This window comes from Citrobacter sp. CF971, from assembly GCF_006385635.1.
GTDB classification, from domain to species: Bacteria; Pseudomonadota; Gammaproteobacteria; order Enterobacterales; family Enterobacteriaceae; genus Citrobacter; species Citrobacter freundii.
Map to the genome: position 1 here is coordinate 1,186,835 of NZ_CP041051.1, position 18,914 is coordinate 1,205,748.

17 protein-coding genes and 3 pseudogenes are annotated in these 18,914 nt (G+C 49.8%); 15 read left to right on the forward strand and 5 right to left on the reverse strand.

From position 1 onward, the window contains the following. Positions 1-19 precede the first annotated feature (19 nt). A pseudogene (locus E6P06_RS09105) lies at positions 20-802 on the forward strand (autotransporter outer membrane beta-barrel domain-containing protein); the annotation flags it as partial. Positions 803-819: 17 nt separating this feature from the next. Here E6P06_RS09105 and E6P06_RS09110 read toward each other — a convergent pair. Continuing rightward, positions 820-1,964: pseudogene (locus E6P06_RS09110) on the reverse strand (IS3 family transposase); the annotation flags it as partial. A 58-nt stretch (positions 1,965-2,022) separates the two neighbouring features. Here E6P06_RS09110 and E6P06_RS09115 point away from each other — a divergent pair. Both E6P06_RS09115 and iprA read left to right on the forward strand, forming a co-directional pair. Beyond that, a pseudogene (locus E6P06_RS09115) lies at positions 2,023-3,909 on the forward strand (autotransporter outer membrane beta-barrel domain-containing protein); the annotation flags it as partial. Between the two features lie 89 nt (positions 3,910-3,998). Further along, positions 3,999-4,622 (forward strand): hydrogen peroxide resistance inhibitor IprA, encoded by a 624-nt coding sequence (iprA, locus tag E6P06_RS09120; protein WP_139935148.1) that lies wholly within the window; start codon positions 3,999-4,001, stop codon positions 4,620-4,622. A 1-nt stretch (position 4,623) separates the two neighbouring features. Here the strand turns inward: iprA and ampH are convergent, their stop codons facing one another. Continuing rightward, positions 4,624-5,781: a D-alanyl-D-alanine-carboxypeptidase/endopeptidase AmpH gene (gene ampH, locus E6P06_RS09125; RefSeq protein ID WP_003021428.1), complete on the reverse strand. Its 1,158-nt coding sequence runs from the start codon at positions 5,779-5,781 to the stop codon at positions 4,624-4,626. Positions 5,782-6,165: 384 nt separating this feature from the next. Here ampH and sbmA point away from each other — a divergent pair, with 384 nt between their 5' ends. Both sbmA and E6P06_RS09135 read left to right on the forward strand, forming a co-directional pair. Continuing rightward, positions 6,166-7,386, forward strand: a complete 1,221-nt coding sequence (sbmA, locus tag E6P06_RS09130; RefSeq protein ID WP_003836023.1) for a peptide antibiotic transporter SbmA — start codon at positions 6,166-6,168, stop codon at positions 7,384-7,386. A 15-nt stretch (positions 7,387-7,401) separates the two neighbouring features. Beyond that, on the forward strand, positions 7,402-8,505 hold the full coding sequence (locus E6P06_RS09135) for a DUF1615 domain-containing protein (RefSeq protein WP_003847631.1): 1,104 nt from the start codon (positions 7,402-7,404) through the stop codon (positions 8,503-8,505). On the opposite strand, the gene E6P06_RS09140 is transcribed toward E6P06_RS09135, so the two are convergent. Beyond that, positions 8,490-8,813: a DUF2755 family protein gene (locus E6P06_RS09140; protein ID WP_139935149.1), complete on the reverse strand. Its 324-nt coding sequence runs from the start codon at positions 8,811-8,813 to the stop codon at positions 8,490-8,492. The genes E6P06_RS09135 and E6P06_RS09140 overlap by 16 nt on opposite strands. 264 nt (positions 8,814-9,077) lie before the next feature. On the opposite strand from E6P06_RS09140, the gene E6P06_RS09145 reads away from it, so the two are divergent. Continuing rightward, positions 9,078-9,296: a DUF2754 domain-containing protein gene (locus tag E6P06_RS09145; RefSeq protein ID WP_003021440.1), complete on the forward strand. Its 219-nt coding sequence runs from the start codon at positions 9,078-9,080 to the stop codon at positions 9,294-9,296. Between the two features lie 23 nt (positions 9,297-9,319). Here the strand turns inward: E6P06_RS09145 and ddlA are convergent, their stop codons facing one another. Further along, positions 9,320-10,414: a D-alanine--D-alanine ligase gene (gene ddlA, locus E6P06_RS09150; protein ID WP_003847629.1), complete on the reverse strand. Its 1,095-nt coding sequence runs from the start codon at positions 10,412-10,414 to the stop codon at positions 9,320-9,322. Positions 10,415-10,715: 301 nt separating this feature from the next. Between ddlA and E6P06_RS09155 the strand changes: the two genes are divergently transcribed. The 5 genes from E6P06_RS09155 (at position 10,716) to adrA (ending at position 15,548) form a co-directional block, all read left to right on the forward strand. Next, on the forward strand, positions 10,716-11,912 hold the full coding sequence (locus E6P06_RS09155) for a multidrug efflux MFS transporter (RefSeq protein WP_003021445.1): 1,197 nt from the start codon (positions 10,716-10,718) through the stop codon (positions 11,910-11,912). Positions 11,913-12,160: 248 nt separating this feature from the next. After that, the gene (locus E6P06_RS09160) at positions 12,161-12,403 is read left to right on the forward strand and encodes a sigma-S stabilization anti-adapter protein IraP (RefSeq protein WP_003021448.1); all 243 of its coding nucleotides are present in this window, start codon (positions 12,161-12,163) and stop codon (positions 12,401-12,403) included. Between the two features lie 104 nt (positions 12,404-12,507). Further along, on the forward strand, positions 12,508-13,923 hold the full coding sequence (phoA, locus tag E6P06_RS09165) for an alkaline phosphatase (protein WP_049002385.1): 1,416 nt from the start codon (positions 12,508-12,510) through the stop codon (positions 13,921-13,923). A 97-nt stretch (positions 13,924-14,020) separates the two neighbouring features. Beyond that, positions 14,021-14,341 carry a phosphate starvation-inducible protein PsiF gene (gene psiF, locus E6P06_RS09170; RefSeq protein WP_003021454.1) on the forward strand — a complete coding sequence of 107 codons (321 nt, stop codon included), beginning with the start codon at positions 14,021-14,023 and terminating at the stop codon, positions 14,339-14,341. Positions 14,342-14,432: 91 nt separating this feature from the next. Then, positions 14,433-15,548: a diguanylate cyclase AdrA gene (gene adrA / locus E6P06_RS09175; RefSeq protein ID WP_139935150.1), complete on the forward strand. Its 1,116-nt coding sequence runs from the start codon at positions 14,433-14,435 to the stop codon at positions 15,546-15,548. Positions 15,549-15,565: 17 nt separating this feature from the next. Here adrA and proC read toward each other — a convergent pair whose 3' ends face one another. After that, positions 15,566-16,375, reverse strand: coding sequence for a pyrroline-5-carboxylate reductase (proC, locus tag E6P06_RS09180; protein ID WP_003021462.1), 810 nt, complete (start codon positions 16,373-16,375; stop codon positions 15,566-15,568). Positions 16,376-16,564: 189 nt separating this feature from the next. On the opposite strand from proC, the gene E6P06_RS09185 reads away from it, so the two are divergent. The 4 genes from E6P06_RS09185 (at position 16,565) to E6P06_RS09200 (ending at position 18,894) form a co-directional block, all read left to right on the forward strand. Beyond that, positions 16,565-17,020 carry a YaiI/YqxD family protein gene (locus tag E6P06_RS09185; RefSeq protein WP_003021467.1) on the forward strand — a complete coding sequence of 152 codons (456 nt, stop codon included), beginning with the start codon at positions 16,565-16,567 and terminating at the stop codon, positions 17,018-17,020. 186 nt (positions 17,021-17,206) lie between these two features. Next, on the forward strand, positions 17,207-17,752 hold the full coding sequence (gene aroL / locus E6P06_RS09190) for a shikimate kinase AroL (protein ID WP_003836009.1): 546 nt from the start codon (positions 17,207-17,209) through the stop codon (positions 17,750-17,752). Between the two features lie 26 nt (positions 17,753-17,778). Then, positions 17,779-17,970 carry a protein YaiA gene (gene yaiA / locus E6P06_RS09195; protein WP_003021472.1) on the forward strand — a complete coding sequence of 64 codons (192 nt, stop codon included), beginning with the start codon at positions 17,779-17,781 and terminating at the stop codon, positions 17,968-17,970. 246 nt (positions 17,971-18,216) lie between these two features. Beyond that, positions 18,217-18,894 carry an AroM family protein gene (locus tag E6P06_RS09200; RefSeq protein ID WP_003830963.1) on the forward strand — a complete coding sequence of 226 codons (678 nt, stop codon included), beginning with the start codon at positions 18,217-18,219 and terminating at the stop codon, positions 18,892-18,894. The last annotated feature ends 20 nt before the right edge of the window (positions 18,895-18,914 follow it).

The following is an 18,914-nucleotide window of genomic DNA, read 5'->3' on the forward strand; positions in this document are numbered from 1 at the left end:
GATACAGCTACTGTCCGGTGTTTCAGGGGGCTACATCACCTATTATCTGAATCATGACTACACTGATGGCGCAGTGAATCAGCTGAATATCAGTAACTCTGTTATTCATGGTTCAATTACATCTATGTTGCCAAGCGGTTACTACGATCGTTTTGATGTTGATGGCAATGGCTTTGGTGGATATGAATTTAACAACACTACCGTTGTTGACGGAAACTGGTATGACGGTGATATTTTCACTCTGAATATTGCTAATTCCACCATTGATGATGATTATGAAGCGTTGTATTTCACCGATTCTTATTTATCTGTTGATGTGACTAAATATACCAATGAAACGTTTGATACCAGCGAAGGTGTTGCGGTTAATCTTGATGTAGAAAGCAATATCAATATTTCCAACAACTCACGTGTTGCTGGCATTGCTCTGTCTCAAGGGAATACTTACAACAACACCTATACGACGGAATCCCATACCTGGGATAACAACATCAACGTCTACAACTCTACTGTAACTTCTGGTTCAGATTCCATTCTGGAATCGAATACTGCCTTCTTTGGTAATTCCAATGAGCCAAGTGATTACACTGGTCCGGGCGATGTTGCATTGTCTTTCACCGATAGCTCTTCTTCAGACTATGCAATGAAAAACAATGTGTACTTCAGCAATTCAACGCTGATTGGTGATGTTGCATTTACCAGTAACTGGAATGCCAATTTTGACACTATTGGTCATGATTCCAACGGTGACGGTGTGGCGGATACCAACCTTGGTTGGGCTGACGATAGCCTGAATGTTGAATCGCCACGGATAATCTGGACACTTCTGAGCCGTTGATAATACTGGTTTTCATATTCTGTCGGTGACATCTGATTGCTCGAACCATGCCGACGCTTACTGTTATAAAACATTTCGATGTAATCAAAAATATCGCTGCGGGCTTCTTCCCGTGTTCCGTAGATCTTTTTCTTTATCCGTTCGCGTTTCAGCAACTGGAAAAAGCTTTCTGCAACCGCATTATCGTGACAGTTACCGCGACGGCTCATGCTGCCCTCCAGACCATGTGATTTCAGGAACGACTGCCACTCATGGCTTGTGTACTGACTGCCCTGATCTGAATGAACCATCACCTGTTTTAGAGGATTACGTCGCCATATGGCCATCAGAAGCGCATTCAGGACAATGTCCTTTGTCATCCGGGATTGCATTGACCAGCCGATAATTTTGCGTGAGAACAGATCAACAACCACGGCAAGATACAGCCAGCCTTCGTGGGTCCTGATGTAAGTTATGTCCGTTACCCAACGCTCATCCGGAGCATCCGGATTGAACTGTCGCTGAAGCCTGTTGGGCGATACGATACTGACCTCGCCTTTGTGTGCCCGCGGGCTCCGGTACCCGACCTGAGCCTTTATCCCGGCACGATTCATCAGTCGCCAGACTCTGTTCACTCCGCACTGTTGCCCGCTATCCCGCAAGTCCAGATGGATCTTGCGATAACCATAAACGCAACCGGACTCCAGCCAGAACTGTTTGATCTGTCCCGTCAGTCTCAGATCTATCTGGTGGCGCTGAGAATACGGTTGCTTAAACCAGGCGTAAAACCCACTGGGATGAACATCCAGCACCCTGCAGAGCAGACGAACAGGCCAGCAAAGGGAGTTGTCACGAATAAAGGCGTACCTCAGTCGGACAGCTTTGCGAAGTACGCCGCGGCTTTTTTTAATATGTCCCGTTCGTCAGTAACCCGCTTCAACTCCTTCTGGAGTCGGCGGATCTCGGCCTGAGCATCTGACTGTTCTTTGTTAGTGGATGAGTCCGGACCGTACTTCTTTATCCAGGCGTAAAGGCTGTGGGTGGTGATATCGAGACGTGTTGCAACGCTGGAAACAGAATGACCGCGATCAATAACCTGTTTGACTGCTTCAATTTTAAACTCTTCGGGATAACGTTTACCGCTCATGGGCACCTCTCTTTAAGTCATCTTAAATGACTCTGAGGTGTCTGTTAAACCCGTGGCGATTCATGTCGATGAACTGAACCTGACTCTTGATAATGGTAGTAAGTGGGTTGGCCAGGCTACTTTCGATGCTGAGACTATCTACCCAGCAAATATGTTTGATGTTGCAACCAATAGCCTGACTCCGGGTGGAACCGCTGAAGCCAATGGTTGGGGACGTGTTGTTGATAATAAAGTCTTCCAGAGCGGTGTGTTCAACGTAGCGCTGAACAACGGTTCTGAGTGGGATACCGTTGGGGATTCATTAGTTGATACTCTGACTGTGAACAATGGTTCTCAGGTTAACGTCTCTGATTCAATGCTGACTTCAGATACTATTGATTTAACCAATAGCTCTTCATTGAATATTGGTGAAGGTGGTCAAGTTGATACAGATCATCTGACAATTAACAGCTATAGTACTGTGAATTTGACCGAGTCCACTGGATGGGCGACGGGTTCTAACTTGTATGCCAATACCATCACTGTAACTAATGGTGGTGTGTTGGATGTTAATGTTGATCAATTTGATACTGAAGTATTCAACACCGATAAACTGGAACTGACCAGCGGCAATTATGCTGATAACAGCAACCATGTTGTTTCTGGTGTATTCAACATCCACAGCAGCGACTATGTTCTGAATGCCGATCTGGTGAACGATCGTACCTGGGATACCACTCAGGCTAACTACGGTTACGGTACTATCGCAATGAACTCTGACGGTCACCTGACCGTTAACGGTAACGGCGATATCAACAATGGCGACGAACTGGATAACAGCTCTGTTGACAACGTTGTTGCGGCATCCGGTAACTACAAAGTGCGTGTCGACAATGCGACCGGCGCTGGCTCCGTTGCTGATTACAAAGGCAAAGAGCTGATCTACGTTAACGATGTGAATACCACTGCCACCTTCTCTGCAGCCAACAAAGCTGACCTCGGTGCTTACACCTATCAGGCACAGCAGCAGGGTAACACCGTTGTTCTGCAGCAGATGGAACTGACAGACTACGCGAACATGGCGCTGAGCATCCCGTCTGCTAACACCAATATCTGGAACCTGGAACAAGACACCGTTGGTACTCGTCTGACTAACGCACGTCATGGTCTGGTTGATAACGGTGGTGCATGGGTAAGCTACTTCGGTGGTAGCTTCGATGCAGATAACGGCACCATTAACTACGATCAGGATGTTAACGGCATCATGGTTGGTGTTGATTCCAAAATTGATGGTAACAACGCTAAGTGGATTGTCGGTGCTGCAGCAGGCTTCGCGAAAGGTGATATGAGCGACCGTACCGGTCAGGTGGATCAGGATAGCCAGACTGCCTACATCTACTCTTCTGCTCGCTTTGACAACAACATCTTTGTTGACGGTAACTTAAGCTACTCCCACTTCAACAACGATCTGTCTGCCAACATGAGCAACGGTCAGTATGTTGATGGCAGCACCTCTTCTGATGCCTGGGGCTTTGGCTTGAAACTGGGTTATGACCTGAAGCTGGGTGACGCAGGCTACGTAACGCCATACGGCAGCGTATCCGGTCTGTTCCAGTCTGGTGATGATTATAAGCTGAGCAACGACATGAAAGTTGACGGTCAGTCTTATGACAGCATGCGCTATGAACTCGGTGTAGATGCAGGTTATACCTTCGCCTACAGTGAAGATCAGGCGCTGACCCCGTACTTCAAACTGGCCTACGTTTACGACGATTCTAACAACGATTCTGACGTAAACGGCGATTCTATCGACAACGGTGTAGAAGGTTCTGCGGTACGTGTTGGACTGGGTACTCAGTTCAGCTTTACCAAAAACTTCAGCGCTTACACCGATGCTAACTACCTCGGTGGTGGTGATGTAGATCAAGACTGGGCTGCAAACGTTGGTGTTAAATATACTTGGTAAGAATTTTCTTTTATAGAAGTATAAGGTGATTTAATCCAGAAAAATGCCCGTCACGGATTTGACGGGCATTTATTGCAAGGAATGCAAAAATGTTATCTACGAATAAACCTCTTTTAGAATTTGGTAGGCTTGATAAATGTTTATCAAAATATGGTAAACATTTCAAATGTGATAACGAAAAGCAAATCATATATTCCAGTGATATAAATGCTGACGATACCTTTATTATTTTAAGCGGCGTAATTTCCCTGCGTCGAGGAGAAAATGTGCTGGTCGGTATTGCACAGGCGCCGTTTATTATGGGGCTTTCAGATGGCGTGATGAAAACAGATATACAATACAGATTAATCACGGAAAGCGATTGTACGGGATACCATCTACCTGCCTCACAAACAATTAATATAATTGAAGAGTGCCAGCTTTGGCGTGAAGCTTTTTGTTGGTTGGCATGGCAAAATTCCATGCTTGAATTGCGAGATCTGCAGTTGATCGGCAATAACTCCTACGATCAGATTCGCGCGACGCTGATATCCATGATGAAATGGGACGACGTACTGCGTTCGCGTATCGGCGTCATGAACTATATTCACCAACGCACGCGAATTTCCCGCTCGGTTGTCGCTGAGGTTCTCGCGGCTTTGCGTAAAGGTCGTTACATTGAAATGAATAAAGGCAAACTGGTGAGCATTAACCGTTTGCCTTTTGAGTATTAACTCAGGATGCGGGAATAACCTGCGGTTTGTTCCCGCTCAACTCTGCAACCAGATCATTGATACCGTCACTCATATTGGTAAAACGGGTTAGCGGAGAACGGGTCACCACGATAAACGCCCCGACGTTTTGTTGTGGGATCATCGCCATATAGGTGATGAAACCACCACCGCCGCCGGTTTTTTGAATAATTCCCGGCCGGCCATTCTTCGGCGCCATGTAGACCCAGCCCAAACCAAGCGCATCGGCTCTGCCTGGAACATCCATTCCCACCACTTTAGTTAACTGCGTACGCTGATAAATCAGCGTCTGCATCCGGTCGGCCTGCTGGCTACGATGATAAAAGTCAGAAGAGAGATACTGCTGCATCCAGCGCATCATATCGCCGGGCGTAGAATAGACACCGCCGCTGCCCATTGCCGCCAGCGTATTGTTACAGGGGCTGGCGCCTTTTTCCGCGACCATCAGGCGTCGGCATTGATCGGGGGACGGGGTAAAGGTGGTGTCTTTCATCCCCAGCGGACGGGTGATTTTTTCTTCAAACAGCTGCGGATAAGGCTTACCAGAGGCCGCTCCCAGCGCATCGGCCAGCAGGTCAAACGCCAGGTTGGAATAAGATGCCTGTGAACCCGGTGCGGCTTTCAACGTGGCAGTAGAGAGATAGCTCCAGCGCTGCTCGCGGGTTGGCCAGACAAACACCGGGCGCTTTGCCGCGCCGCCAGGCTGCTCGCGCGGCAGCGCGCTGGTATGCGTCGCCAGATTCACCAGCGTAATCGGCGTGCCCTGATAAGTCGGCACGCGTGCACCTGGAGGTGCATATTTACTCAATGGATCGTTGAGTTTGACTGTGCCCTGATCGAGCAATTTCACCAGCATTTCGCTGGTCATTAATTTAGTGATTGAGGCAATTCGAATCACGGAATCAAGCTGTGGATGGACGTTGTTACCGGGACGCGTTTCGCCAAAGCTGCGAAATACGCGCTGATTACCATCAATCACCACGAGCGCCATCCCCGTAGCACCACTGCCGTAAAATATATGGTCGGCATAACGATCGACGATATCGGAGGCGAAAACCGGATCGGTTATAGGCTGTGCCGCCTGGACTGATGTCAATGACGCCGCACACAGCGCGGCAGAAAAAAGCAGACTACGTTTCAACGGTGGTGTCCATGAGTTAGAGAAAGTGAAAAAGGATGTCGTGCGTATGCGTATTTATACTACTCATCGGCGTATTGCAAAGCGCTTATCAACCAATGATAGTGGGAAAAACGTAACGATGAGTAAACGTAGGAGTTTCCTGGATTACGGATGTTCGCTTTTGTGATCTTACGCTGTGATAATCTGCACATACTGGAACGTTGTCGAGTGTGAAAACCACAGAAACAATTCTTCATAACCGAGGTGCGAACTAAGTGCCTCGGTTTTGGTCACAATTGTCGGTTTCAGCTTGTGTTTTTGGGCGTAAGCCGTCTGGCCTCCGCACTCCACGGTGGCAAATGCACAGCAGTCGTCATAACGATAAGAAGTTAGCAGGAGAGCACTATGTTTAAGTCTTTTTTCCCAAAGCCGGGGCCGTTCTTTATTTCGGCATTTATTTGGGCACTAGTCGCCGTTGTATTCTGGCAAGCAGGTGGGGGAGCCTGGGTTGCACACATTACCGGCGCGTCGGGAGACGTACCGATTAGCGCAGCGCGTTTCTGGTCGTTGGATTATCTGATTTTTTATGCGTACTACATTCTTTGTGTCGGGGTGTTCGCGCTGTTCTGGTTTCTCTACAGCCCACACCGCTGGCAGTACTGGTCTATTCTGGGCACATCGCTGATTATTTTTGTGACCTGGTTTCTGGTTGAAGTCGGCGTCGCTGTCAACGCCTGGTACGCGCCATTTTATGACCTAATTCAAACTGCGCTCAGCACACCACACAAGGTGAAGATTGAGCAGTTCTATCATGAAGTTGGCATTTTTCTCGGCATTGCGCTGATAGCCGTGGTCATTGGTGTGATGAACAACTTCTTCGTCAGCCACTACGTATTCCGCTGGCGTACCGCGATGAACGAACACTATATGGCGCACTGGCAGCATTTGCGTCACATCGAAGGCGCAGCGCAGCGTGTGCAGGAAGACACCATGCGTTTTGCTTCTACGCTGGAAGATATGGGCGTCAGCTTTATCAACGCGATTATGACGCTGATTGCCTTCCTGCCTGTACTGGTTACGCTCTCTGCCCATGTTCCTGACCTGCCGATTGTTGGACATGTGCCTTATGGCCTGGTGATTGCCGCGATTGTCTGGTCGCTGATGGGAACCGGTTTGCTGGCCGTGGTTGGGATAAAACTTCCTGGGCTGGAGTTTAAAAACCAGCGCGTGGAAGCGGCCTATCGTAAAGAACTGGTCTATGGCGAAGATGATGGCAACCGTGCGACGCCACCGACGGTGCGTGAACTGTTTCATGCGGTACGCCAAAATTACTTCCGTCTCTATTTTCACTATATGTACTTCAATATCGCCCGTATTCTTTACCTGCAGGTTGATAACGTTTTCGGTTTGTTCCTGCTGTTTCCATCGATTGTTGCCGGTACGATTACGCTCGGCCTGATGACGCAAATCACCAACGTGTTTGGCCAGGTGCGCGGCTCGTTCCAGTATCTGATTAACTCCTGGACAACGTTAGTGGAACTGATGTCTATTTATAAGCGTCTGCGCAGCTTTGAACGAGAGCTTGATGGTCAGGATATTCAGGAAGTTACCCATACACTGAGTTAATAATAAGGAGATGTTATGTCGACGGTTTCCCGTCTTTACCCCTTGTCTGGTCTGGCAGCTCTGGTGCTGGTGGGATGTAGTAGCCAACCCGCGCAGCCGCTAAAAAAGGGGGAGAAAGCCGTCGATGTGGCGAGCGTGGTGCGCCAGAAAATGCCCGCCAGCGTGAAAGACCGGGACGCATGGGCGCAGGATTTGGCAAAGACTTTTGAAAGCCAGAAGCTGGCGCCGACGGTTGAAAATATCTGTTCGGTGCTGGCGGTCGCGCAACAGGAGTCAAATTACCAGGCGGATCCAGCCGTGCCGAACTTAAGTAAAATCGCCTGGAAAGAGATCGATCGTCGTGCCGAGCGTATGCACATCCCGCTATTTGTGGTGCATACCGCGCTGAAGATTAACTCGCCAACGGGGAAAAGCTACAGCGAGCGCCTGGATACGGTGAAAACCGAAAAACAGCTTAGCGCGATCTTTGATGATTTTATCAACATGGTACCGATGGGGCAGACGTTATTTGGTTCGCTTAATCCGGTGCATACCGGTGGGCCGATGCAGGTTAGCATCGCCTTTGCTGAGCAGCATGCCAGCGGCTACCCGTGGAAAATGGCGGGAACCGTGCGCCAGGAAGTATTTAGCCGCCGCGGTGGGCTGTGGTTCGGTACGTATCATCTGCTTAACTACCCGGCGAATTACAGTGCGCCAATTTTCCGCTTCGCCGATTTCAATGCCGGGTGGTATGCCAGCCGCAATGCAGCTTTCCAGAATGCGGTCAGTAAAGCCAGCGGCGTGAAGCTGGCGATGGACGGTGATTTAATTCTCTATGGCAGCAGCGAGCCGGGCAAAACGGAGCTGGCGGTACGTAAACTGGCCGGGAAGCTGGACATGAGCGAGAGTGAGATCCGCCGTCAGCTGCAAAAAGGCGACAGCCTGGCCTTTGAAGAGACCGCGCTGTACGAGAAAGTCTATAAGCTGGCGGAAGCGAAGGCGGGGAAAACGCTTCCCCGTGAAATGCTGCCTGGCATTCAACTGGAAAGCCCGAAGATCACACGTAACCTGACTACCGCGTGGTTTGCTAAACGCGTGGACGATCGTCGGGCGAAATGTATGGGTCAGTCATCGTTATGATGACGGCGGCGCCAACGCGCGAATGCCGCGATGGCGCCAAGAATCAGGCTTCCGGCGAGAAAAGGGACCAGTCCAAAAAGGGTTCCGACGCCCAGGCCGATTTCAACTCGCGGGCGCCCTGTCTCTTGCATTTGCAACTGCATCAACTGCTCATAGATGCCGGGAGCGTGGACCAACAGATTTAAAATCTGCGCGCCCGCCCAGAAGCAAAACAGCACAAATACGGCATACGCAATGTTGCCGGGCAGGGAGGAGGGATCCCGATGCTTGCCCTTAAACAGGGATTTTGAGAGCGTAAAATCAGCCATAAAGACCTCCGGAAATAACCTGCTTTTTTTGACGTAATGCCTGTAACTGAAAGTGAGTCTGACAGGTGATCGGCAATGTCAATATCAGAATGATGGTAATTTCAGGTAGAGATTATTCCTGGATTTCGGTTTTTTGTTGGTGGTCACAATTATGTAACCTTAAGTGAAATTGAGTTACATTTAAGAAATTCCGCACAGGCCACAGACGCCCACGGGGAAATGTGCGAGGATGCCTCCCTGTGTTGTATTTCCACCGGAGCTGTTATGAATCTGCCTGTAAAAATCCGCCGAGACTGGCACTATTATGCCTTCGCTATTGGGCTTATCTTTATTCTGAATGGCGTGGTGGGCTTACTCGGTTTTGAAGCGCAGGGGTGGCAAACCTATGCGGTAGGGCTGGTCACCTGGGTGATTAGCTTTTGGCTGGCCGGATTAATCATCCGTCGCCGCGTTGAAGATGATGAAGTAAAGGATGCCCAATAGCTATATCAGGCATCCTCGCGGGTTTACATACTGGTTTTCAGCGCGCTATCCGCAGCATGGCGTTCCAGCGCCAGTTCGATCAGGCGAGTGATCAAATCGGTATAGCCTAAACCGCTCGCCTGCCACAGCTTCGGATACATACTGATGTTGGTAAAGCCTGGCAGCGTGTTGATCTCATTGATCACAACGTCGTTTTCAGCAGTTAAGAAAACGTCCACGCGCGCCATGCCGGCACAGCCCAGTGTCTGGTAGGCCTGAATGGCGATTTCGCGGATCTTGTCGTTAATCTCTGGTGCAATTGCTGCCGGAACGACAACTGTGGCACCGTTATCGTCAATGTATTTAGTGTCGTAAGCGTAAAAATCGCTGTTCAGCACAATCTCTCCACAAGTACTGGCCTGCGGATGATCGTTGCCCAGTACCGCACATTCGATCTCGCGGCCTTTGATCCCTTGCTCCACCACGACTTTATGATCGAATTCAAATGCCAGCGCAACGGCCTGATCGTATTGGGCTTCGCTGGTTACTTTGCTGACGCCAACGGACGATCCCTGGTTGGCCGGTTTTACAAACAACGGCAGACCCAGGCGGGATTCCACTTCGCTAAAGCTGATGCTGTTGCGATTGGCGCGAGTTAGCGTAATAAATGGCGCGATGTTTAATCCGGCATCACGCAGCAGACGTTTGGTCACGTCTTTATCCATACAGGCCGCAGAACCCAGCACATCAGAACCTACGAACGGTAGGTTTGCCACGCGCAGCATGCCCTGCAGAGAGCCATCTTCACCCAGAGTGCCATGTACGATCGGGAAAATAACATCGACCGTCGGCAGCGGTTGACCGTTTTGTGCATCGATCAACTGGTGCGCTTGTTTACCCGGTACCTGCGCCAGGCTGGTCTCAGAAGGTCGCAACGCAATATGCGCCGGGTCGTCTGAATTGAGCAGATAATTACTGGCATCGCTGACGTGCCATTGCCCTTGTTTATCAATACCTAACAGCACAACGTCAAAGCGAGTCTTGTCGATGGCATCGACAATATTTTTTGCCGATTGCAATGACACTTCATGTTCCGCTGATTTACCACCAAATACGATTCCTACCCGCAACTTTGCCATCTTAAAAACCCATTCCATGAATGCAAAGCACATACATTACCACGACAAAACGCAGGTTTCCTCGGCTTCTGGCAGATTGTTTTGGCTGACGACAGGGGAATAGAACACAACAAACAAGCGGCTCGCACGCGAAGCATAATCCCCTGCTTATATTATGGGTTTGATGTGAGCTGTATCACAAATATGATGAGCGGGAAGATAAAATACTAAACTGTGATTTATCGCACCTGTGGACCCTTATTCAGCTAAGTAATTTGTTAAGCTGCTCGCAGTTTTCAGCTACTTATCGTTATGAGTCCTTATGGAATCCTGGAGAGTTAACCTTATTTCCGTTTGGTTCGGGTGCTTTTTTACCGGACTGGCGATTAGCCAAATCTTGCCTTTTTTACCACTCTATATCTCCCAACTGGGCGTGACCTCGCATGAAGCGCTCTCAATGTGGTCCGGATTAACGTTCAGCGTCACCTTCCTGATTTCAGCTATTGTCTCTCCAATGTGGGGCAGTTTAGCCGACCGCAAAGGACGCAAGCTAATGCTGCTGCGGGCCTCACTGGGTATGGCCATTGCGATTTTGCTACAGGCATTTGCTACTAACGTCTGGCAGCTTTTTCTGCTGCGCGGGGTGATGGGGTTAACCTCCGGTTATATTCCTAATGCGATGGCGCTGGTCGCGTCACAGGTTCCGCGTGAACGCAGCGGCTGGGCGCTGAGTACGCTGTCGACGGCGCAAATTAGCGGTGTCATTGGTGGACCGTTAATGGGGGGCTTTATTGCCGATCACGTTGGCTTACGGGCGGTATTCTGTATTACCGCCGCTTTGCTGGTGGTGAGTTTTCTGGTCACACTGTTTTTGATCAAAGAGGGCGTTCGTCCGACGATTAAAAAAAGCGAACGTCTGAGTGGGAAGGCCGTATTTGCCTCGCTTTCACATCCGGCGCTGGTGATCAGCCTGTTTTTTACCACCATGGTGATTCAACTTTGTAACGGTTCAATTGGGCCAATTCTGGCGCTGTTTATTAAATCAATGGTCCCAGATAGTTCGAATATTGCCTTTCTCAGCGGGCTGATAGCCTCAGTACCGGGCATTTCTGCTCTGATTTCCGCGCCTCGACTTGGTAAATTAGGCGACCGTATTGGTACTGAGCGGATTTTAATGGCGACGTTAATCTTCGCGGTGGTGCTGTTTTTCGCTATGTCGTGGGTCACCACGCCGTTGCAGTTGGGAGTTCTCCGTTTTCTGCTTGGCTTTGCCGACGGTGCGATGTTGCCGGCGGTGCAGACGCTGTTAGTGAAATACTCCAGCGATCAGATAACCGGGCGCATCTTTGGTTATAACCAGTCATTTATGTATCTCGGCAACGTCGCCGGGCCATTAATGGGGGCGACGGTTTCGGCAATGGCGGGGTTCCGTTGGGTGTTCATTGCTACAGCAAGCATTGTGCTTATCAATATCTGGCAATTGGCTATTGCGTTGCGACGTCGGCGCGGGGGGCGTTGAGCTCCTGATTAACAACGCTGCCTGTCAGCGTTGTTAATCCATAATTGTGTATTGTATATTTGTGTGATTATTAATTTTCTTACCTTTTTATATTGAATCATTCTGCGTCAAGACGCATTTACCCTTATTTTGTGTTGTGATTGTTTTCGCAAATCGTTTTATTACTTATAAAAATACAACTTTCATCCTCTAGGCAGTCGTGAGCCTTAATGATAACGTGACCCATATTTTGTTAAGGGAATAGGCAAATGAAAAACCTCGTCACTGAGTTGTTACTTAAACTCGCGCAAAAAGAAGAAGAGTCGCAAGATCTGGCGGTACAGGTCGAAACGTTAGAGCGAGTAATCATCGAAATGCTGCGCAATATGGCGTGGAACGATCGGCAAATATTTATTCGTCAAATTGAGGGGGCGCTGGCTGATGTAAACCGCATGCCCGCGTTTCTGACGAACATACATAACGCTTGCGAGATCGTACCAAAAGCGTTTTGAACCATCTGTGGCGGGGCACCCACAAATTATCATAAAAGTGTCACATCAAATACTTATAGTCGCTTTGTTTTAATTTTACCGTATTTATACATGGAGAATATAAAGTGAAACAAAGCGCACTCGCTATTGCCCTGTTACCTTTGCTGTTTACCCCGGTTATTAATGCAGAAACATCTACTGTAGCGGTTTTGGATAATCGTGCCGCTCAAGGTGATATCTCCACGCCGGGTGGCGCTCGCCGATTGTCTGCCGACCAAACCGCGGCTCTGCGCGAATCGCTGAACGACAAACCGGCCAAAAATATTATTTTACTGATTGGCGATGGGATGGGGGATTCCGAAATAACGGCAGCGCGAAATTATGCTGAAGGCGCGGGCGGCTTTTTTAAAGGTATTGATGCTTTACCGTTGACCGGACAATACACACATTATGCGTTGGATAAGAAAACCGGCAAGCCCGATTATGTGACAGATTCTGCAGCATCGGCGACGGCGTGGACGACCGGTGTTAAAACTTACAATGGTGCTCTGGGCGTTGATATTCATGAGAAAGATCACGCTACTATTCTGGAAATGGCCAAAGCGGCGGGTCTGGCGACAGGTAACGTTTCCACGGCTGAATTGCAGGATGCCACGCCTGCCGCACTGGTTGCCCATGTCACTTCGCGTAAATGCTATGGCCCGAGCGTGACGGCTGAAAAATGCCCGACGAACGCGCTGGAAAAAGGCGGTAAAGGGTCGATTACCGAACAATTATTAAAGGCCCGTGCGGATGTTACGTTAGGTGGCGGGGCAAAAACTTTTACTGAAACAGCTACGGCAGGTGAGTGGCAGGGTAAAACGCTGCGTGAACAAGCACAGGCCCGTGGTTACCAGATGGTGAGTGATACCGCGACGCTGGCGGCGATTACCGAAGCGAATCAGGATAAACCGCTGTTGGGTCTGTTCTCTGACGGTAATATGCCAGTGCGTTGGGAAGGCCCGAAAGCGTCTTATCACGGAAATCTGGATAAGCCGGTAGTGACCTGCACGCCAAATCCAAAACGTAACGACAGCGTGCCGACTCTGGCACAGATGACGGATAAAGCGATTGAGCTGTTAAGCAAAAATGAGAAAGGCTTCTTCCTGCAAGTGGAAGGCGCGTCAATCGACAAACAAGATCACGCCGCTAACCCGTGTGGACAAATTGGTGAAACTGTCGATCTGGATGAAGCGGTGCAGCGTGCGCTTGCTTTTGCGAAGAAAGATGGCAACACCCTGGTCGTGGTAACCGCTGACCACGCGCATGCCAGCCAGATAGTCGCACCAGATACTAAAGCACCCGGTTTAACGCAAGCGCTGAACACCAAAGATGGTGCGGTGATGGTCATTAGCTATGGCAACTCTGAAGAAGAGTCCCAGGAGCACACCGGCAGCCAACTGCGTATTGCAGCCTATGGCCCTCATGCGGCGAATGTGGTTGGCCTGACCGATCAAACCGACCTGTTCTACACCATGAAAGCGGCGTTAGGACTGAAATAACCCGACGCCCGGCGGCAATACTTTTGCCGTCGGGTGGTATTTTTATCGTTAGCAGCCAAACTTACCTGTGTGTCGTCGTTCAGAAAAGGATGGTGCTATGAAAATTACATTATTAATGACGTTGCTTTTTGGTCTTATTTTTTTAACTACCGTCGGTGCTGCCGAGAAGACATTAACCCCGCAACAACAACGTATGACCACCTGCAATCAGCAGGCAACGGCGCAGACCTTAAAAGGGGATGCGCGTAAGACGTATATGAGTGATTGCCTGAAAAACAGTAAATCTGGGCCTGAGGAAAAGAGTCTGACGCCGCAGCAGCAGAAAATGCGTGAATGCAACGTCAAGGCGACGGAGCAGTCTCTGAAAGGCGATGATCGTAATAAGTTTATGAGTGCTTGCCTGAAAAAATCTGCTTAGCACTTCCGGGTGAGCAGATAAAATCGCTCACCCGAAATATCATACTTCCGCCGCCAGACCCCTTCCTATAATTTGGGAAATTTGTTTCAGAATATTCCCAAATACGATGAATGATGAAAATTTTTATCAAAAGAAGGTCGTCTCAAATGAAGCATTTATATTGCTTCATCAAAATGACCACCAACGTTCCGGTCTGCGATTTGCCCGACGAATCAGGCTGCCGCGAGCGGTGGGACTGGGGGGAATGTTTTTCCCTATCGCGTCGGTATTAGTTTCTCAGCCAATAACCGGAGGCTGGTGGCTTTTGCTGGTGGGATGGGCATTTGTCTGGCCACATCTGGCATGGCAAATGGCAAGTAAAGCTGTCGATCCACTGCATAGCGAATATACCAACTTAAAAGCCGATGCCATCCTCGCCGGGATGTGGATGGGGATTATGGGGATAAACTTGCTGCCATCCACGGCGCTGTTGATGATTATCTGTATCAACCTGATGGGCGCAGGAGGTATGCGAGTCTTCATCGCAGGCGCCGTGTTGATGGTGGTTTCCTGCCTGGTGACGTTACAGTTAACGGATATCCCCATGGCTTTTAGCAGTACGCAGCTGAGCGTGCTGCTGTCACTGCCAGTGTTAGTGGTTTACCCGTTGCTGTTTGCCTGGGTGAGTTATAAGACGCTCATCCGGCTGGCAGAACATAAACGTCGCTTACAGGTTATGAGTACGCGAGATGGGATGACCGGGGTGTATAACCGACGTCATTGGGAACTGTTGCTGCGTAATGAGTTTGATAATTGTCGTCGCCATCAGCGTGATGCCACGCTCCTTATCATCGATATCGACCATTTTAAGAGTATCAATGATACCTGGGGCCATGACGTAGGGGATCAGGCCATTGTTGCACTGACCCGCCAGTTACAGATGACCTTACGCGGTAGCGATGTGATTGGGCGTTTTGGCGGTGATGAGTTTGCGGTAATCATGTGTGGCACGTCGGCGAGCAGCGCGATTGCAGCGATGTCTCGTGTTCACGAACGGCTTACCCAACTGCGTTTATCTTGCGCGCCGCAGGTTGACCTGCGCATTAGCGTGGGCGTTGCGCCGCTGACATCTGAAACTGAACACTATAGAGAATGGTTAAAATCAGCAGATATGGCGCTCTATAAAGCAAAGAATTCCGGACGTAACCGCACTGAAGCGGCGGCATGACGTCCGGCGGTGTTAACTCAGGAGCGGCTGAGTTTTTCCGATTGCTCCATGCACTTAATCATCGCTTCAATTACTGATGAACGGAAACCGCGTTCTTCCAGGACGCGTACCGCCTCAATGGTGGTTCCACCTGGCGAGCACACCATATCCTTTAATTCGCCAGGATGTTTACCCGTTTCCAGCACCATCTTCGCCGAACCCATTACCGCTTGTGCCGCAAATTTATAAGCCTGCGCGCGGGGCATTCCCCCCTGAACGGCGGCATCTGCCATTGCTTCGATAAACATAAATACATAGGCCGGTGCTGAACCGCTGACACCAACGACCGGATGAATCATTGCCTCCGCAATGACTTCAGCTTCGCCAAAGCAGCGGAAGATATTCAGCACGTCAGCCGTATCTTCCGGCGTGACTAAGGCGTTTGGCGTGACGGAGGTCATTCCGGCGTTCACCAGCGACGGCGTGTTTGGCATCGCGCGAATGATTTTACGGTCGTGACCCAGCGCGCGGGCAAGCTGATCGAGGGTGACGCCTGCGGCAATTGAGACGACCAGGGAGTCTTTGTTCAGGCTGGAGGTAATTTCGCTCAGCACCTTAATCATAATGCCTGGCTTTACGGCCCCAAAAACAATATCAGCGATCTGCGCGACTTCTTGTGCAGACTGCGCCGCATTAATGCCGTACTGGTCGTGTAGCGCGGCGACCTTATCGGGGGAAGGGGTATAGACCCAGATTTGTCCGGGGAGAACCTGACCGCTGGCGATCATGCCGCCAAGAATGGCTTTGCCCATATTACCGCAGCCGATAAAACCAATTTTCTTGTCCATCTTGTCACTCCCTATGGATGATATTCATTGTTTTATACCCTAATTACTTCAAGTAACTTGAATTATTTGGGGTAAACCTGGGAAAGCTAAGCTTAGCGCGGAATGAATATGTTCAGAAGGAGAAACAGCACTTTGCCTGAAAGTAAAAGCACGCGACAATGTGCGGCAGCACAACAGTGGGGAGAAGTTATGACAATATGGGTGGATGCCGATGCGTGTCCGAATGTGATTAAAGACATTTTGTACCGCGCTTCTGAGCGCATGCAAATGCCGCTTGTTTTGGTGGCCAACCAAAGCCTGCGCGTCCCGCCTTCGCGTTTCATCAGCACATTACGTGTGCCTGCGGGCTTTGACGTGGCTGATAACGAGATTGTGCGTCAGTGCAGTGCTGGTGATTTAGTGATAACGGCAGATATTCCGCTGGCGGCTGAAGTGATTGAAAAAGGTGCGGCGGCGCTTAACCCGCGTGGCGAACGTTATACCGAAGCCACGATCCGCGAGCGTCTGATGATGCGTGATTTTATGGATACGCTACGCGCTAGCGGTATTCAGACCGGGGGGCCGGACAGCCTTTCGTCCCGCGACAGACAGCATTTTGCAGCTGAACTGGATAAGTGGTGGCTGGAAGTTCAGCGTAGAAAATAGTGTGTGTAATTTATTATTTACACTTTATTCGTTGTGAATTCTTGTTATAGTAGGGGTTGACTCATCTCGCCATTCTTTATGTAATTTTTTCTTTACGGTTTTGGCTGTGTACTAGTTTGATGATATGATTATATTTTTAACCGCATCAGATCCCGCTTGTTGGCGGCTCTCTGGGGAAATTCTGTGATGACGCAACCTCTTTTTCTTGTTGGCCCCCGGGGGTGTGGTAAGACGACAACCGGTATGGCGCTGGCAAAGGCTATTGATTTCCAGTTCGTTGATACCGATCGCTGGTTGCAATCGCACGTGCAAATGACCGTGGCGGAAATCGTCGAAAGAGAAGGGTGGGAAGGGTTTCGTGCCCAGGAAACGACCGCTCTGCAGGCTGTCACAGCACCAGCAACGGTTGTTGCGACCGGCGGCGGTATTATTCTTACCGAATTTAACCGTCACTACATGCGCAGCCACGGCGTGGTTATCTATTTAAGCGCACCGGTATCGGTACTGGTTGATCGTCTGGAGGCGACGCCTGAAGAAGGATTACGACCGACCTTAACCGGCAAGCCGTTGACTGAAGAAGTGCAGGAAGTGCTCGCCCAGCGAGATGTTTTGTATCGCGAAGCCGCGCACTATATCGTTGATGCCACTAATGCGCCTGCGCAGGTGGTGGAAGACATTCTTGGGATACTGGCGCAGGCAGCGCCACGGTTGCAGGGCGGTGTCTATACTTAATGTTCATCCAGTGAAAAGGAAGAACTATGCCGACACAACCACCTTACCCACGTCAAGCGACCATTGTTACGGTTGAAAAAGGGACGCCAGGCCAGACGGTAACCTGGTATCAACTTCGTGCCGATCACCCTAAACCGAATTCGTTGATCAGTGAGCATCCTTCGGCTCAGGAAGCGATGGATGCTAAAAAACGCTACGAAGACCCCGATAAAACCTGATACGAAGACCGCCCTGGCACGAGTCTTAAAAGTGCCAGTCCGGGCGTGCATCACATTTTTTTAAATTTCGCTGTATACAGTAAAAATTGAAAATTAAACAATAACAATCCAGTACTGGAATGATCTGGAATCTTTACACAATACACCGCCGATCTACTGCTACGCTTTTGAGCATTTGTAGTACAGGTCAGCGCCCGGCACTTATCCGGGATTTCACAGCAAAGTAAGAAGACGGTGGAGCAACAAATGAGTACGTCGTTGGCTATCCTCACAATTGGCGTTGTGCCGATGTGTGAGATGTTACCGCTCCTGACGGAATATATTGATGAACAGCACATTACTCACCACAGTCTGCTGGGGCAGATGCAGCGAGAAGATGTGATGGCCGAGTACGGGGCTTCACCCGGTGACGAGCTGTTATTAACACTGCTTAGCGACCACCAACTTGCTCATGTCTCACGTCAGAAAGTGGAACGCTCGCTGCAAAGCATTGTGGAGGTTCTCGATAATCAGGGATTTGATGTGATCCTGCTGATGAGTACCGCCTCAATCACCCGTCTGACCGCCCGCAATAGCATCTTGTTGGAACCCATACGCATTATTCCCCCGTTAGTGGCTTCGATTGTCGAAGGGCATCAGGTTGGGGTCATAGTACCTGTTGCTGAATTGCTCAAAGCCCAGACACAAAAGTGGCAGGTGTTACAAACGCCACCAGTGTATGCCGTAGCTAATCCAGTAGAAGGTTCTGAACAACAGCTGATTGATGCCGGGAAATATCTCCTTGAGCAAGGCGCTGATGTTCTCATGCTGGACTGCCTGGGTTTTCATCAACGCCATCGTGATTTACTGCAAAAGTCGCTGGATGTCCCGGTTCTGCTGTCCAATGTGTTGATTGCCCGGCTAGCTTCGGAATTGCTGGCGTAATTTTGCGTGACAGGTGGAAC